Annotated in this window: 10 protein-coding genes; 5 read left to right on the forward strand and 5 right to left on the reverse strand. The window is 66.6% G+C overall.

The annotated features are described in order from the left end of the window. Positions 1–28 precede the first annotated feature (28 nt). Both QM590_RS08130 and QM590_RS08135 read left to right on the forward strand, forming a co-directional pair. Positions 29–334, forward strand: a complete 306-nt coding sequence (locus QM590_RS08130; protein WP_269594484.1) for a DUF6802 family protein — start codon at positions 29–31, stop codon at positions 332–334. A 309-nt stretch (positions 335–643) separates the two neighbouring features. Next, entirely contained in the window at positions 644–2473 is a 1830-nt protein-coding gene (locus QM590_RS08135) for a phosphoenolpyruvate carboxykinase (GTP) (protein ID WP_269594485.1), read from the forward strand. A 67-nt stretch (positions 2474–2540) separates the two neighbouring features. On the opposite strand, the gene QM590_RS08140 is transcribed toward QM590_RS08135, so the two are convergent. Together QM590_RS08140 and QM590_RS08145 are read right to left on the reverse strand one after the other, a co-directional pair. Continuing rightward, a complete protein-coding gene (locus QM590_RS08140; protein WP_269594486.1) occupies positions 2541–3419 on the reverse strand; it encodes an ROK family protein in 879 nt (292 codons plus the stop codon). A 9-nt stretch (positions 3420–3428) separates the two neighbouring features. Then, positions 3429–4199, reverse strand: coding sequence for a class I SAM-dependent methyltransferase (locus QM590_RS08145; RefSeq protein WP_269594487.1), 771 nt, complete (start codon positions 4197–4199; stop codon positions 3429–3431). Between the two features lie 84 nt (positions 4200–4283). Between QM590_RS08145 and QM590_RS08150 the strand changes: the two genes are divergently transcribed. After that, positions 4284–5504 (forward strand): glycosyltransferase family 4 protein, encoded by a 1221-nt coding sequence (locus tag QM590_RS08150; protein ID WP_269594580.1) that lies wholly within the window; start codon positions 4284–4286, stop codon positions 5502–5504. Here the strand turns inward: QM590_RS08150 and QM590_RS08155 are convergent. After that, complete coding sequence (locus QM590_RS08155; protein WP_411741312.1) at positions 5451–7187, reverse strand: MmpA family trehalose lipid delivery protein; 1737 nt, start codon at positions 7185–7187, stop codon at positions 5451–5453. The two genes, QM590_RS08150 and QM590_RS08155, sit on opposite strands and share 54 nt — an antisense overlap. A 25-nt stretch (positions 7188–7212) precedes the next feature. Between QM590_RS08155 and QM590_RS08160 the strand changes: the two genes are divergently transcribed. After that, positions 7213–8427: an MATE family efflux transporter gene (locus tag QM590_RS08160; RefSeq protein ID WP_269594489.1), complete on the forward strand. Its 1215-nt coding sequence runs from the start codon at positions 7213–7215 to the stop codon at positions 8425–8427. 247 nt (positions 8428–8674) lie between these two features. Here the strand turns inward: QM590_RS08160 and pgfA are convergent, their stop codons facing one another. After that, positions 8675–9811, reverse strand: a complete 1137-nt coding sequence (pgfA, locus tag QM590_RS08165; RefSeq protein WP_149406979.1) for a cell envelope lipid trafficking protein PgfA — start codon at positions 9809–9811, stop codon at positions 8675–8677. A gap of 166 nt (positions 9812–9977) precedes the next feature. Here pgfA and QM590_RS08170 point away from each other — a divergent pair, with 166 nt between their 5' ends. After that, entirely contained in the window at positions 9978–11126 is a 1149-nt protein-coding gene (locus QM590_RS08170; protein WP_269594490.1) for an acyltransferase family protein, read from the forward strand. On the opposite strand, the gene QM590_RS08175 is transcribed toward QM590_RS08170, so the two are convergent. Then, positions 11104–15351 carry an alpha-(1->3)-arabinofuranosyltransferase gene (locus QM590_RS08175; protein ID WP_269594491.1) on the reverse strand — a complete coding sequence of 1416 codons (4248 nt, stop codon included), beginning with the start codon at positions 15349–15351 and terminating at the stop codon, positions 11104–11106. The two genes, QM590_RS08170 and QM590_RS08175, sit on opposite strands and share 23 nt — an antisense overlap. Positions 15352–15355 lie beyond the last annotated feature (4 nt).

Below are 15355 nucleotides of genomic sequence, written 5' to 3' on the forward strand. Positions count from 1 at the left end.
CAGTGTCGGTTCGTAGTGAGGGGCGTCGATGATCGCGGTGGATGGCTTCGCAGCAGGGGATTTCCTCACCGAGGAGGTCGAGCCCCACGATGTCGACGATCCGGGCGCGCCCACGGTCTCGACGGACCTGTTCGATCTCGACGGCGACGGCCACTACGAGACCACCGTGCGGCATACCGACGCCGGGATGACGGTGGCGACGGACGTCGACAGAGACGGTGTGACAGACAAGTTCACCGCCTTCGGACGTGACGGGCAATACCGAACGTGGGAGATTTTTCGAGAAGCGAACGGTATCGGCCGGGGTGAAATGACCGAATCGGGCGAGCTGTAGCTCGTGTGCACGGGCCTGGCATCGTTGCTGGTAGAGGCCTTCTTGCACGGAACTTTCCCTATCTGAATCGGTCTTGTGACCAATCGGACAACACCCTGTTTCTGGATTCACGTCGCTCGGCGTTAACCTGATGAACAGGACATCCGGCGCTCGGTCCTCGGCTTGCTGTACGCGGTAACATGGTGTACTGCAGCTCGAACGGCCGAGCAGCGCCCCGCCGAGAGGGGAAAACCGAGATTCATTCGCGCGTAGTCGCCCACAGCGATCGTGCGGATTCTTCCCGGTTCCGGCTAACCCCAGGAGAGTTAGATGACCTCAGCGACCATTCCCGGTTTGAGCGGCACCGACAATGTGCCGACTCGACACAAAGAACTGCTTGCCTGGGTTGCTCAGGTAGCCGAACTGACCGAACCGGACTCCGTGGTGTTCGCTGACGGATCCGACGCCGAATGGGAGCGCCTGACCGGCAAGCTGGTCGAGGCAGGCACCTTCACTCGTCTCAACGACGAGAAGAAGCCCAACTCGTTCCTCGGCAACTCCGATCCGTCGGACGTCGCTCGCGTCGAGTCACGTACCTACATCTGTTCCAAGGAAGAGATCGACGCCGGTCCCACCAACAACTGGATGGACCCGGCCGAGATGCGGTCGCTCATGACAGAGCTCTACCGCGGCTGCATGCGCGGACGCACCATGTACGTCGTCCCGTTCTGCATGGGCCCACTCGGCGCAGCCGACCCGAAGCTGGGCGTCGAGCTCACCGATTCGGAGTACGTCGTCGTGTCCATGCGCGTGATGACCCGCATGGGCAAAGCTGCGCTCGACAAGATCGGCGACGACGGATTCTTCGTCAAGGCACTGCACTCGCTCGGCGCTCCGCTCGCCGAGGGCCAGGCCGATGTGCCGTGGCCGTGCAACGACACCAAGTACATCACTCAGTTCCCCGAGGACCGCGAGATCTGGAGCTACGGATCCGGTTACGGCGGCAACGCGCTGCTCGGCAAGAAGTGCTACTCACTGCGTATCGCGTCGGCGATGGCCCGCGACGAGGGCTGGCTCGCCGAGCACATGCTGATCCTCAAGCTGATCTCCCCGGAGGACAAGGCGTACTACATCGCCGCGGCGTTCCCGTCCGCGTGCGGCAAGACCAACCTCGCAATGATTCAGCCGACCATCCCGGGCTGGCGCGCCGAGACCATCGGTGACGACATCGCATGGATGCGCTTCGGCGAGGACGGCCGTCTCTACGCCGTCAACCCCGAGTTCGGCTTCTTCGGCGTCGCACCCGGCACCAACTGGGACTCGAACCCCAACGCGATGAAGACCATCGACCAGGGCAACTCTGTGTTCACCAACGTCGGCATGACCGACGACGGCGACGTGTGGTGGGAGGGCCTCGAAGGCAAGCCCGATCACCTGATCGACTGGAAGGGCAACGACTGGACCCCCGAGTCCGGAACCGATGCCGCGCACCCGAACTCGCGCTACTGCGTGCCGATGGCCCAGTGCCCGTCGATGGCTCCCGAGTGGGACGACCCGCAGGGCGTGCCGATCTCGGCGATCCTGTTCGGTGGACGTCGCAAGACCACCGTTCCGCTGGTGACCGAGGCTCGCGACTGGCAGCACGGCGTGTTCATGGGAGCCACCGTCGGCTCCGAGCAGACCGCTGCCGCCGAGGGCACCGTCGGAACCGTCCGACGCGACCCGATGGCGATGTTGCCGTTCCTCGGCTACAACGTGGGCGACTACTTCCAGCACTGGATCGACCTGGGCAAGAACGCCGACGAGTCGAAGCTGCCGAAGGTGTTCTACGTCAACTGGTTCCGCCGCGGCGACGACAAGCGCTTCCTGTGGCCCGGATTCGGTGAGAACTCGCGCGTGCTCAAGTGGATCGTCGAGCGCATCGAGCACAAGGCCGCAGGCGTCGAGACGCCGATCGGCGTGGTCCCCACCGCCGAGGCACTCGACATCGACGGACTCGACACCACCGTCGAGGACGTGGCCGAGGCACTCGCGGTGAACTCCGACGAGTGGAAGGCCGAAATCCCGCTGATCCAGGAGTGGTTCGACTTCGTGGGCGAGAAGCTGCCCACCGGAATTCAGGACGAATTCGACGCCCTCAAGCAGCGCCTGGGCGCGTAGTATTCACGACACAGAACGGGGCTCACCGAGGGGTGGGCCCCGTTCTGGCTGTGTGGGTACGCCCCGGTCAGACGGTGAGCGCGGCTGCCCCGGCCAGCGTTCCGAGTCCACCCAGCGCGGCCGGGACCACCTGCAGGCCATCGAGGAATTTCAGACGCGCATGTAGCGCGATCGACTCCTGAATCGGATTCCACAGCGGCGGGCCTGCCTGGGCGAAGCCACCACCGATCACCACCATGCGTACGTCCACCAGGGCGACGGCCGACGCGATCGCCTGACCCAGTGCCACTCCGGCGCGCTGCAACGAGGTGATGGCGACCGGCTCCCCGGCGGCCGCATCGGCGGCCAGTTCGGTTCCGGTGCTGCCGGTCCACCCCAGCTCGCGCGCCCACCGCACCGCCGATGGTCCACTCGACACGGTTTCCACGCATCCGATTCCGCCGCACGCGCAGGGCGTCGTAGAACCGGGAACGACGATGTGGCCGATGTGCCCGGCGTTGCCGCTGGCACCGGCGACGATCTGCCCGCCCAGCACCAACCCGCCGCCGATGCCGGTCGACACCACCAGACTCAGCACGTCCGGAACTCCGACGGCGGAACCGAAGCGGTGCTCACCGAGTGCCGCTGCGCTGCCGTCCATTGCAAGGCGGATGTCGGCCTCGGGGAAGACCTCGGCGAGGTGATCGCGCAGACCGAAGCCGTTCTTCCATTCGTCGACGTTGATCGGTGCAACCGACCCGGTTTCGAGATCCACCGGACCGGAGCAGGCGACGCCGATCCGGGTGACAGAGGCGGGTTCGGCCGTGTTCCGAAGCAGCGCGGCACAGGCGTCCCAGACATCGGACTCGGGAGTCGGCACCGTGACCGGATTCTCCGGCCGCCCGTCGTCGCCGACGAGTGCCGCCGTCATCTTGGTGCCGCCGATGTCGAGTGCGAGTGCCGTCATCGTTCCAGGTTATGGGTTGGGTTTCAGAACGAGGACGAGGTTGCTGCCGAGGAATTCTCGTAGTACTGGAACGCGCATCATCCACCATGCCCAGCGGGGATGGTAGCGCGGGAATGCAGCCAGCAGAGTGGCGTTGGGAGTGCTTCGTGCCCAACGCAATCCGTCTGCGGCGCTGATGTCGAACAGGGATTCGCCGAATCGATTCTTCGGTTCGTGACCGGTGGTACGGGCGTAGCGGCGGGCCGCGTACTCGCCGCCGAGGTAATGCCAGGGCCGGGTCTCGTGGCCGCCGAAAGGACCGAACCAGATGGTGTACGAGAGGACGGTCAACCCGCCGGGCCTGGTGACCCGCAGCATCTCCTCGGCCATGGTCCACGGTTCGCGGACGTGCTCGGCGACGTTCGAGGAGAAGCAGATGTCGACACTGTTGTCGCGGAACGGCAGTGCCATCCCGGAGCCTCGCACCGAACCGGGTATCTGCAGTCCCGCCGCATGCATCTCGGACGCGTCGGGCTCGACGGGCAGGTAGCGCGCGCAACTCGCACCGAAGACCTCGGCGAAGTATCCAGGTCCGCCGCCCACGTCCAACACGGTCGCGGCGGACATGTCGGTGCCGGTCAGGCCCCGATACAGATCGCCGATCAGCTCCACGGAATCGCGGGCCAGTGCGCCGTAGAAGATGTCGGGAGCGCTCTGCTCATGTCCGAAGTCCTTCAGCAGACTCACCGAGCGACGCAGTGTCGCGCGAGAGGCGAACAAACGTGTCACGGCGGAAGTCACGAAGACGAACCCTAGCGGTTAGTGTGGCAACGGTAATCGACGGCGGTCGTGAAACGAACATGCGGAAATTGGGTGAAGCGGGCTGTGCGCGAGGTTCTGTTGCTGTGCTGGCGCGATACCGGGCACCCGCAGGGCGGCGGCAGCGAGCGATACCTCGAGCAGGTGGGCGCAGGTCTGGCTCGACGCGGCGTCCGCGTCACGCTGAGGACGGCGTCGTATCCCGGAGCACCCGCCGAGGAGATCGTCGACGGCATTCGCATCAGTCGCGGTGGTGGACGCCTGTCGGTGTATCCCCGCGCACTGGCCGCCATCGCGGCCGGAAGGCTCGGTTTCGGCCCGCTCAAGGGCATCGCACCCGACGCGGTGATCGACACCCAGAACGGCATTCCCTTCTTCTCCCGTGCTGCGTTCGGCGTTCCGGTGACGTTGCTGGTGCACCACTGCCATCGCGAGCAGTGGCCGGTCGCGGGCCCGATGATGGCCAAGCTCGGCTGGTGGCTCGAATCGACGGTGTCTCCGCGGGTACACCGTCGCAATCAGTACCTGACGGTGTCGTTGCCGTCCGCGGACGAGTTGGTCGCACTTGGCGTCGACCGCGAGCGCATCGCGGTGGTGCGCAACGGAGCCGACGAGATTCCCCGGTCTGTGCCCGAGGGTGACGAGAGCACCCGCACCGCGCACCCGTCGCTGACCGTGCTGTCCCGGTTGGTTCCGCACAAGCAGATCGAGGACGCGCTCGACGCCGTTGCTGCGCTGCGCGGACGGATCCCCGATATCCACCTCGACGTCATCGGCGGCGGTTGGTGGGAGCAGAACCTCCGCGATTACGTGAGCGAACTGGGCATCGAGCAGTACGTCACCTTCCACGGGCACGTGGACGAGGACCGCAAGCACGCGCTGCTCGGTCGCTCATGGGTGCACGTGATGCCTTCGCGTAAAGAAGGCTGGGGCCTCGCGGTCGTCGAGGCAGCGCAGCACGGCGTGCCGACCGTCGGCTATCGAAGTTCCAAGGGCCTCACCGATTCCATCATCGACGGCGTCACCGGTGTTCTGGTGGGCGGGCTTTCGGATGGTGAAGAGGACCGAGACGTCTCCGGTCTGACCGCTGCCGTCTCGGAGCTGCTGCAGGACGCCGAAGCCCGAACTCGCCTGGGCGAGAAGGCGCGAGTGCGCGCGGGGGAGTTCTCCTGGGAGCAGTGCGCCGACGGTGTGTACTCGGTGCTCGCCGCCACGACGCGTGGCACGTCGTCGTCAGGTCTGGTGGGTGCGCAGCACTCGGACTCGGCTCAGCAGTCCTATCGCTAGTCCGCCGAGAAGTAGCAGTGCCCATGCGAGGTGGGCAACGACGACGGCTGCCGCTGGCCTGCTTTCTGCGAGCACGGGATCGGGTACTCGGTAGAGCGTGAGCTGGTCGTCGGAGTACGCGATGTCCAGTCGATTCAATGTTTGCTCGGATCTGCCGAGTTCGCCGGGGGTGGTGTTCTCCACCAGTACCCAGCCGACACCCAGTTCTGCGACGACGTCCACGGGTTCGCCTGCGAGCAGCGCATTCTGGACCTCCGTCGCGCGCACCCCCTCACCGCGTACCGTGCCGCCCGCGACGATGAGCTCGCCGGTCTGCAACACGTCCAATGGCAGCATGCGCGGCGCGGGATCGAGAACGGGAGCACTGCCGCTGTAGGGAAAGAGGCGGAACATCCCGGCCGGTAGCACCGCGACATCGCCGTCGCCGCCCTGCAATTCGGCTGCGACCGCCTGCCAGGACTCCGGGTACACCACGGGCCGCATCGAGTTCCCGACGCCCCAGCCCAGGTCGGGTAGTGCGATCAGCAGGGCCGCTATTGCCACGGCGCTGCCGAATCGGGTGCGTTGGACCGCGCTCAGCGCGGCTGGCTGCACCCGATTCGGTCGACGCCGGGGAGAAAACGCGGCCGCGGCGGCCAACGCATAGATCGGCATCGCCAGCGCGACCCACTTCTGCGAGTCCCTGAGCAGACCGGCACCGGGCACCGTCTCGCCCAGCGCCCGGGCGACTGCCAGCCCCGGTCCCGTCGCTGCCAGCGCAGGGGCTGCGATGGCAAGCAGGGCAACGACACCGAGCCCCAAGATCACCGGATTTCTTCGACGCCGGATCAGCGGGCGCACCCCGAACGCGACCACGGTCAGCAGCAGCGCCGTGCCCACGAACGCGAAAGCCCCTGTGCGAGAGGCGGGTACCGCATCGGAGTTCCAGATTCCGCCCAGACCGGCGAGGCTGCCGAGGGTACCCAGGCCCGGCTCGGCCCGCGCCGCGAACGCCGCCCAACCCGCCGGATCCGCCTGCTCGACGCCACTGCCCGACACCGCCGTCGCCACCAGCCACGGCACCGACGCCACCGCCGCCAGTCCGAGGGCGCCGACCACGCGCAGGCCGCGTCGGGCACCCCCGGGGAGGGCGAGGACCACCAGGGCAATGGTTGCGGCGAGCAACGCGCCGGTGGGGGTGAGTCCGGCAGCGGCGAGACAGACCGCGAGTGCCCACCAGGAACGGCCCTGTCTGACCGCGAGTGCAGCGACCACCGTCCACGGCAGAGCGGCATAGCCGACGAGCAGGCTCCAGTGGCCCTGCAGCAGTCGCTCGGCGACGTACGGGTTCCACACGGCCACCGTCGATGCGACGAGCAGCGCGGGTAGTGGGGCTGTCGGCAGTACCCTTCGGGCCATGACCGCCGCACCCCACCCGGTCAGCCACAGGGCGAGCAGCAGAATGGTCTTGACCACGAGTCCGCCGTCGAACACCGTCGACAGTGCGGCGATAGCGGCGTCTTGCGGCACTGCCCTCGCGGCCGCGTCGGCGATTCCCCAGGCGGAGTCGGTGAAGTAGGAACGGGGAGTGCTGACGGCGTCGCGCAGCAGGAGGTAGCCGGGGCCGAGCAGCGGGCCGACAATCACCACGGCGAGCAGCAGGCTGTAGAGCGGCGGTGTCCACCTCGACCTCGACCACGCCATGATCGGCACCCTATACCGTGGGCTCATGTCTTTCCGCGCCTCGTCCGAGGCAGACCACACGGCGGGTGCGTCGGTCGCCGGGATGGGGATGGTGACGGCCGGTTCGATGTTCGCGAACGTTGCGGCGTACCTGCTGCAGGTGCTCGCGAGCCGGATGCTCGGCGTCGAGGGCTACGGAGAATTCGCGAGTCTGCTTGCTGCGCAATTGGTTCTCGCGGTTCCGGCGTTGGCGTTGCAGTCCGTCGTTGCGCGTGAAGTGGTGCGCGGGCGCAGTTCTCGCGAATTGCGAACGGTGGGGTATCGGTGTGCGGCGGTGGTGGGGGTGCTCGCTCTGGCACTGGCACCCGCACTGTCCGCGGCCATGGACGTCTCGATGACGGCTACCATGTCGGCGGTCATCGCTGCGCCGGTGTTGGTGCTGCTGGCCGCCGAGCAGGGGTTGCTGCAGGGGCGTGGGCGATTCGGAGCCCTCAGCATCGTGCTGGCCGCAGCAGGATTCGGCAAGGTGGCACCGGCGGTGCTGGTGTTGTTGCTCGGCGGTGGTCCTGGTTCGGTTCTGTTGGCCACGGCCGCGGGTATCGGTGTGGTGGCGCTCGGTGCGCGATGGACGGCCGGGGTGCCGGTGAACTCGGTCTCGGAAACCAAGGTCACCGTTCTGGCCGTGCTGCAGGCGTCGCAGGTGCAGTTGGTGTTGATCGCGATGTCCGCGTTGGATCTGGTGCTGGCGCGCACGCTGCTCAGCTCCAACGAAGCCGGGCTGTACGCCGTCGGGGCCGTTGCATCCAAGGCGGCGTTCTGGCTGCCGCAGGCCGTCGGCGTGGTGTTGTATCCGCGGATGGCGAACCCGCTGCATTCTGCGTCCGCGGTGCGATCGGCGCTGGCCGTGGTCGCGGGGCTCGGTACCGTTCTGGTGATCGGCGGTGCGCTGGCGTCTCCGCTGTTGCCGTTGGTGGTGGGCGATACGTATTCCGGTGTGCAGGAATATGTCTGGCTGTTCGTGCTGCAGGGTGCGTGCCTGGCCGTGCTGCAGAGCGCGTTGCTGTGGGCCATCGCAGGCGAGCGCACTCACCTCGCTCTCGTTGCCTGGTTCGCCCTCGCCGTCGAGGTGTTGCTGTTGCTGTTCGTGGCGTCGACACTCGCGCAGTTCGTCGTCGTCGCCGCAGTGACTGCCGCGGTGACAATGGTGGTGGTCTGTGGGTTGGCACTGTGGGGAAACCGCATAGATCGCCCGTCGACCTGAAAACCTGTGCACAGATCCTGCTTCAGCACGAAAGACTATCGGCCACAACGAGGTCAGGCGCACCACCGGACAACGGACCGCCGACCACGAGACCCGGCCAACATGACCGCACCGATTCGGGGAGCATCTCTGGTTTGGGTCCCGTCTCCAGATAGACCAGTGGCGTGGTTGCGTGCCCCCACAGGCACTCAACCACGCCACTGTCATCTGGGTCGTTCCGCAGGCTCCACTCCTGCGCGTAGCGCACTTACTCCTTGTTGAGGTTCGTCCTCGGGATTTCCTCGGTGCGATCGGTTGTCCAGTCGCGGTTGCTCGCGGGTGCGGGTGCAGTTCCGCCGCCGGGGGTCGGTCGCGGAGTGTTGTCCGTTCGGGCCGGCTGACGGTGTCCGCCGTTTCCGCCGCCGCGCAGGAGCAGGAACACTCCGGCGATCAGCGAGATGACACCGAGAATTCCGGCGATGATCGGGACGGTGCGGCCGAAGAGCGAGAGTTGATCCTGCCCGTCCTTGGCCTGCTGGATCTGGTATTCGACGGTGTTCTCGTCGAACGTGATCGGTGCGTTGAGGACGTCGACCTCGGCGTTGCCCGCTTCACGTCCGTAGTACTGGTGAATCTGCTCTTCGCCCTTGACGACGACGCCGGTCTCGGGCTCGACCCACAGGGTGCGGGTGTTCTCGTACCAGCGGGTCATCGTCACCGGCGCGGCTCCACCCTCGACACCCCAGGTGTCGGCGGGCAGGGTGACCTTGTTGGTCGGCAGGTTCACCACGGTCGACAGGTCGACCGGGCCGACGGTCTGCTGGTACTGGTAGACCGGCGTGCCGTTGATCTCGGTTGCCTCGACGAAGTCGATGTCCTTGGTCGCACGCGCGTTGACGTCGAAGTACGGGTAGCTCTTCTGCTCCGAGTTGAACGGGAACTTGTACTGGAGACCGGTGTGGGCCACCTCTTCGGCGGGCGCGTTGCCGGCCACCTGGATGGTGCCGATCGGGTTCTCGACGGGCATGGACGTCTTGCGGTCGATGGTGACGCGGTCGACGCTTGCGGTCAGCAGTCCGGTGTCGGCCTGCTTGTCGCTGCGACGCAGCGTCTGGCCCGCTTGCAGCGTCATGATGTCGGCGTCGGAGGGATCCTCGACGGTGACGAATCGCTGCGAGACGAGGGGAACGTTCTGGTCGACGACTGCGCGGCCGGCGGCGAGGGAGGTCGCATCGAGCACGCTGCCCTCACCGGTGGAGACGGTGGTGACCTCGAGATCCAGCGGCGTCTTCTCGAGTGCCGAAATGGTGTACGTGGGAATGAGGATGGCGGCGACCACCAGAAACGCGCCCAAGCCGATGAGTACGAGGGCAAGTATCCGGCTCGGCCCTGAGCGCTCCGCCATGCTGAATCTCCTTAGTTGACCGCTTCATGGAAGACACCGCGAGCGGGAAACACGTTCACCCCGACCCGATGCCCGATTTATTACGACACGTCGCAGGTGACAGTAACAGTCGACAGTGGCACCGGTCTCGTCTGCGCCGGTTCGACACGGCACACTTGAGGCCACCATGAGCACACAGACCCGTTCGGCAAGCGTTGTCCCGCTTCGTGGGTTCGTACCGTCACTCGAGGGAATGCGTGCCGTCGCGTGTATCGGCATCGTTGTCACCCACGTGGCCTTTCAGACCGGTGGCGCGACCTCGCCGATCTTGGGTCATGTGTGGGGCAGATTCGACCTGACTGTGGCGATCTTCTTCTCGCTGTCGGGATTCCTGCTGTGGCGCCCGCACGCGGCGGCAGCCCGCGGTCATCGGAGTGCCCAGCCGCTCGGCCGCTATTTCCGTTCGCGGTTCGCAAGGATTCTGCCCGGTTACTGGGTCGGCGTGGTGCTGATCCTGCTGTTTCTTCCCGATGCCGGCGGTGACTACCGCGTGTGGCTGGCGAACCTGTCGTTCACTCAGGTGTTCGTGCCGCTGACCCTGACCCAGGGCTTGACGCAGATGTGGTCGCTGTCGGTCGAGATCGCTTTCTATCTTCTGCTGCCGGTGTTCGCCTGGTTGATGGTGCGTATGCGCGGTGCGGCCGCCGCCCGCCGTATCCCGGTCATTCTGGGCGCTGCGGTGCTGACACTGTCGTGGGCGTTCGTTCCGGTGTCGACCCCCGACGGCATTCACCATGACAACTGGCTCCCCGGCTATTTCCCGTGGTTCGCGGCGGGGATGCTGCTCGCCGAGATCTCGGTGGGGCCGACGACCTGGGTGCATCGGTTGGCTCGTCGCCGACGTGTCATGGCGTCCATCGCGGTTGCCGCGTTCGCCTTGTCGGCAACTCCTCTGGCGGGTCCGCAGGGCTTGGTGCGTCCGGCGGCCTGGCAGTTCGAGATCAAGATCCTGCTCGGCGCGATACTGGCCTTCGCGATGCTCGCCCCGCTGATTCTCGCCGAGGACGGTAGCCGGCATCGCTTCCTCGAGCATCCGGTGATGCTGACGCTGGGCCGCTGGTCGTACGGACTGTTCATCTGGCATCTGGCTGTGCTCGCCGTCGTGTTCCCGGTGTTCGGCATCATCCCGTTCTCCGGTGGGATGTGGTTCGTGTTGCCGGTGACTCTCGCACTGTCGATTCCGGTGGCAGCGGCGAGCTACGCGCTGGTGGAAGATCCTGCTCGACGACGCTTCGGCCCCCGCAAGAAGGCGGTCAGGGCTTCCGTATCGCCGTGATCGCCAACGCGACGATTCCGATCAGGGACGCCAGCTGCACCCAGTAGGAACCGCCGACGTAGCCGTCGGGAGATCGCCATGGTACGAGCGAGAGCAGCGCCGGTGCCAGCAGCGTGAGTCCGCCTGCAGTGCATGCCAATACACGTGAGGATGCCGTGCGACCGTGCCGGCGGTCCAGGAGCATCGCACCGATGCCAATGACGGCCACGGCCACCACACCGGCGATTCCGGCCAACACGATCGTTGCTCCCAGCAGCGCCACGACTGCGACCGGAACGCTCTGCCACGGCCGCGGCGACGGACCGACATCAGGCGCACCTCTCGGCCGACGCAGCGCTGCGAACAGCAACGGGATCAGCAGGAGAAGCCCACCGAAGATGCCGAGCCGGTACCAGCGGTCGGTGGTGAAATCCAACGAGATCGTGCCCGATGCCCCCGCCGGAACGATCCAGGCCTGCTGCCACCCGTCGACCACTACCGGGGACAGCTCGAGGCCCCCGGGAGCTGTTGCGCGCCAACCACTGTTGTTGCTCTCCGGGATGACCAGCAGACGGTCCTCCGTCGCGGAGGTGAGCGTCACCTCGCGGTGATCGGCGCTCCAGGCGGTGGTCCGGGCGGCCCGCAGTGCCGAGCTCGTCGGCCAATCGGCTGGAATAGGCATGGTGCGCAACCGAATACCGTCGACGAAGAACGATGCTCCCGGCTGCACCACCACGTCCTGGCGTCCCTCGGGCAGCGATACCGGGTTGACGAAATTCTCGTTCAGCGGGGTGTCGGAGTCGCACACCGACGCCTTCAGCGGCTCGCCGGAACGGAACTGGTCCGCGGTGGCCGTCACCGACGTGCGCACCGTCTGCCCGGCGATGGAGACGATGGGGCCGTCGAAGCAGTCGACGGTGATCGGGCGATCGCCGTCGTACGGTGTGCCGATCGGTTCGCCACCGGACAGCGGTGTCACGTCGGCGAAGCCGGGAGGCTGAGACTGGATGAAGCCCAACGAATTTCGGTCCAGTACCCCGTCCCAGTCGACGATCGACAGCACGATCCTGTCCGTCACGAAGGGTGCCAGCTCGAGGATCGTCGAGCCGTCGGTGTCGACGTCGCGCACCATCGGGCCGTTGCCGAGGTTGACGGCGACCCGGGTGGGGTGTGCTGGAAGTTCGCCGAGGCTGGGCGTGAGTTCGAGCCCGTCCACCACTGTGGGAGCAGGCAATTCGATGGTCAGGGTGGGGTGGGTGCCGGCTCGATCGGTGATCGACTTCTCCGGCGCGGTCCAGGACGTGCGCGGATCACCGTCGGTCGCGGCGAACGCCGAACCGTGCAGATCGGCGACGTCCGACGCGCCGCTGGCCAACGGCCGCCCCGGCTGCGCCAGCAGCGCTTCGAGTTCGGGGGACTGACGCGTGCGCACCGTCAGGTCCGGAATGACCGCAGTGCCCATCGGTACGTCGATCGTGCGCGAGAAGCGGCCCAGTTCCTCGGGCGACTTGGACAGTCCACTGCTGCAACGGATTCGATCCTCGGTGTCGAGGCACCCGGAACGGCCGGGGAATTCCTGGCCCAGTTCCCAGGCGTCGACGCTCGCCCCGGCAGGAGTCGCGGGCAGCACCGCGCGGTGCACGATCGGTACCTGCGTCGGGTTGTCCCGGTCGGAGTAGTCGTCCACCGACACCTCGCTGATGCCGAACTGGCTGCCCCGGGTCCCGTCGACCGTCGACTTCGCGGTGATGCGCAGCCACGGGGTCTCTCCGCCCGGCAGCGACACCGTCATCGGCTCACCCGGTTCGTCGACGCGCGCGGCCGTCGAGCCGTTCGGGGTGGTGATCTCCACCCACTTCACCGGGTCGCCGATCGTCCCAGGGCTGGTACGCATGCGCAGCAGCCCGCCGCGCACCGGAGTATCGAAGTCCAGTTGAAGCCATTGCCCCACAGCACGTTCGATACCGTTGCTGATCCAGCTGGTGGCCAGATCGCCGTCCACCGCCGCGGCGACACCGCTGCCCGGGGCGCTGCCGCCGATCTGCGTTGCGTCCGACGCCGAGCTCGACGCCGTCAGGGTCGCGCCCTCCCACTCGGCGTTCACGGTCTCGGCCCCGTACACCGGGTAATCGGAGACCTCGTTGAGCGAACGGCGCGGCTCGTCGGCGGCCCGCAGGGCAGAACTGTGATTGTCGACCTGACCGAAGTCCGTCTCGCGATTCATCGGGGTGTCGGTCACCGTCACCGAGTTCACGTCGATCCCCGCCGCCGCTGCATCCGAGGCCAGCAGAGTGGGGCCCGATGGCACAGGATTACGAATGCCGTTGTTCCGCAGTTCGTTCGAGCGCAGGATGGACTCAGGGCCACCCTGGACCACCGGGACGCGATCGAGATCGACGGTGTAGGGACCGGACGCGGGAATGCCTGCCGAATCACCTACCGCGTAGATCTCCACAGCCGGATACGGCGGTCGAAGATCACCGTCGAGTACGACGCCGTCGACCTGCCCCGGAGCCACGTCCTCACCGAACTCGGCCACCTTCTCGAGTCCCGGCGAACCGTCGAGCACCTGGTGCACCGATGCGGGACGGGTGGATCGGGAGTCCTCGGGATCGAGGTCGTTGCGCACGACGACGTAGCTGATGCCCTGGCCCAGAAGGGTATCGGCCAACCCGGCCGACGGCCGACCGTCGGCGAACAGTCGCTGCACGGAGTCCAGTGCGCGGATGGCACCGGGCGGGGTGAGCGGTACCGCGTCGCGGACGGCCCAGGGCGTGGTGGCCAGAGCCTGCAGTGGTTCGTCTCGGGTCAATCCCCAGGTCTGCAGTGCGAACGGTGCGCCGGGCACTATCAAAGCCCGCTGCGCGTCGGAACCGTCCGGGCTCGATCCCGACGCATTCTCGGTGAGCCAGTCGGCGGCGTCGTGCCAGTACTGCGGAACGGCCTCGTACGCTCCTCGGGGCGCGAGCTTGCCCGTCCATGCCAACGACGTGGACAGCGTCAGGGCCACGAGGATCAACGCGGTCACTGCCATCATCGGATTTTTCTCGGGATGCGCGACGGCCGATCGCCACTGCGTCCGCGGCGCGGAACCCGGCAGCGGAACTCGGGCCAACAGGTGAGCCAGGCCCAGCACCAACGGAATTCGAATGACCGGCTCGAGCTTGTGGATGTTGCGCAGCGGTGCGCCCGCCGAATCGAGGAACACCCGGACGGCACCCGCGAACGGACCGTCCAGCTCGCCGACGAACCCGGCACCGAGGCCGACCAGACCGACGAACAACATGATCGTCAATCGGCCGCGGGCGGGCATCGAGCGCATCGCCAGGCCCGCGATTCCAGCAGCCGCGATCAGACCCGTCGCGATGACGGCCGCCGGCTGAGTCACCAGAACCGCACCGGCCACTCGTTCGGGAGAGACGAACGGCGTCCAACTGCCGGTGCCGCGCAGCACTTCCGTCAGTGACGTCCACTGTGTGGTGGTGCCGGAGGATTCGATGTAATCGAGAAACGGTGGAGAGACCTTGCCCAGCAACAGCAGTGGGACGATCCACCACAGCGTCGCGAGTACGAGAAAGCCCGACCACCACGCGCCGAAGACGACCCAACGCTTGTTCGGCCGATGCGACAACATCCAGATCACGGCCACCAGAACGGCGGCGGCGGTGGCGACGGCATTGACCGCGCCCATCAACGCAACCGCGAGCGCCGACTGCGCGGCCGCGCGCCTCACCGTGTACTTCCCGGAGTCGGAGCCGAGATACCGCACCATCGGGATCAGCACCCACGGTGCCAGCATCATCGGCATGGTCTCCGAGGAGATCGACGCGAGGGTGGTGATCACTCGCGGAGAGAGAACGAAGGCAGTCGCCGCGATCAGACGGGAACTGCGGCTGCCGATACCGAGGGCTTCGGCGAGTCGGACGATTCCCCAGAAGCCGGCGATGAGCAGCAGCGCCCACCAGATGCGCTGAGTGATCCACGGCGGGATCGACAGCAGGTCGCCGCCGGCGAAGAACGCACCGTGCGGAAAGAAATAGCCGTAGGCCTGGTTCTGCACCTGGCCGAGCGGAGCCGCGCTGTTCCACTGATGGGAGGCGCGTTCGAGAAATCCGAGAGGGTTCTGAGCCAGGTCGAACTTGGTGTCGGCGACGGTGAAGCCGGGGACCTGAAGAAAAGTGAGGAGGAACGCCAGAATCGAGACGCCGAAAAGCCATTTACGGCCGAGCGGCTCGGCCGAGATCATCGAT

The organism is Rhodococcus sp. IEGM 1372, from assembly GCF_030056835.1.
In the GTDB taxonomy this organism is placed as follows: Bacteria; Actinomycetota; Actinomycetes; order Mycobacteriales; family Mycobacteriaceae; genus Rhodococcoides.

What these genes read in the sequence shown, in the direction of transcription:
- QM590_RS08135 (WP_269594485.1), top strand. Translation starts at nt 644, where the DNA reads ATGACCTCAGCGACCATTCCCGGTTTGAGCGGCACCGACAATGTGCCG.
- QM590_RS08175 (WP_269594491.1), bottom strand. Translation starts at nt 15,351, where the DNA reads ATGATCTCGGCCGAGCCGCTCGGCCGTAAATGGCTTTTCGGCGTCTCG.
- QM590_RS08160 (WP_269594489.1), top strand. Translation starts at nt 7,213, where the DNA reads ATGTCTTTCCGCGCCTCGTCCGAGGCAGACCACACGGCGGGTGCGTCG.
- QM590_RS08140 (WP_269594486.1), bottom strand. Translation starts at nt 3,419, where the DNA reads ATGACGGCACTCGCACTCGACATCGGCGGCACCAAGATGACGGCGGCA.
- QM590_RS08155 (WP_411741312.1), bottom strand. Translation starts at nt 7,187, where the DNA reads ATGGCGTGGTCGAGGTCGAGGTGGACACCGCCGCTCTACAGCCTGCTG.
- pgfA (WP_149406979.1), bottom strand. Translation starts at nt 9,811, where the DNA reads ATGGCGGAGCGCTCAGGGCCGAGCCGGATACTTGCCCTCGTACTCATC.
- QM590_RS08130 (WP_269594484.1), top strand. Translation starts at nt 29, where the DNA reads ATGATCGCGGTGGATGGCTTCGCAGCAGGGGATTTCCTCACCGAGGAG.
- QM590_RS08170 (WP_269594490.1), top strand. Translation starts at nt 9,978, where the DNA reads ATGAGCACACAGACCCGTTCGGCAAGCGTTGTCCCGCTTCGTGGGTTC.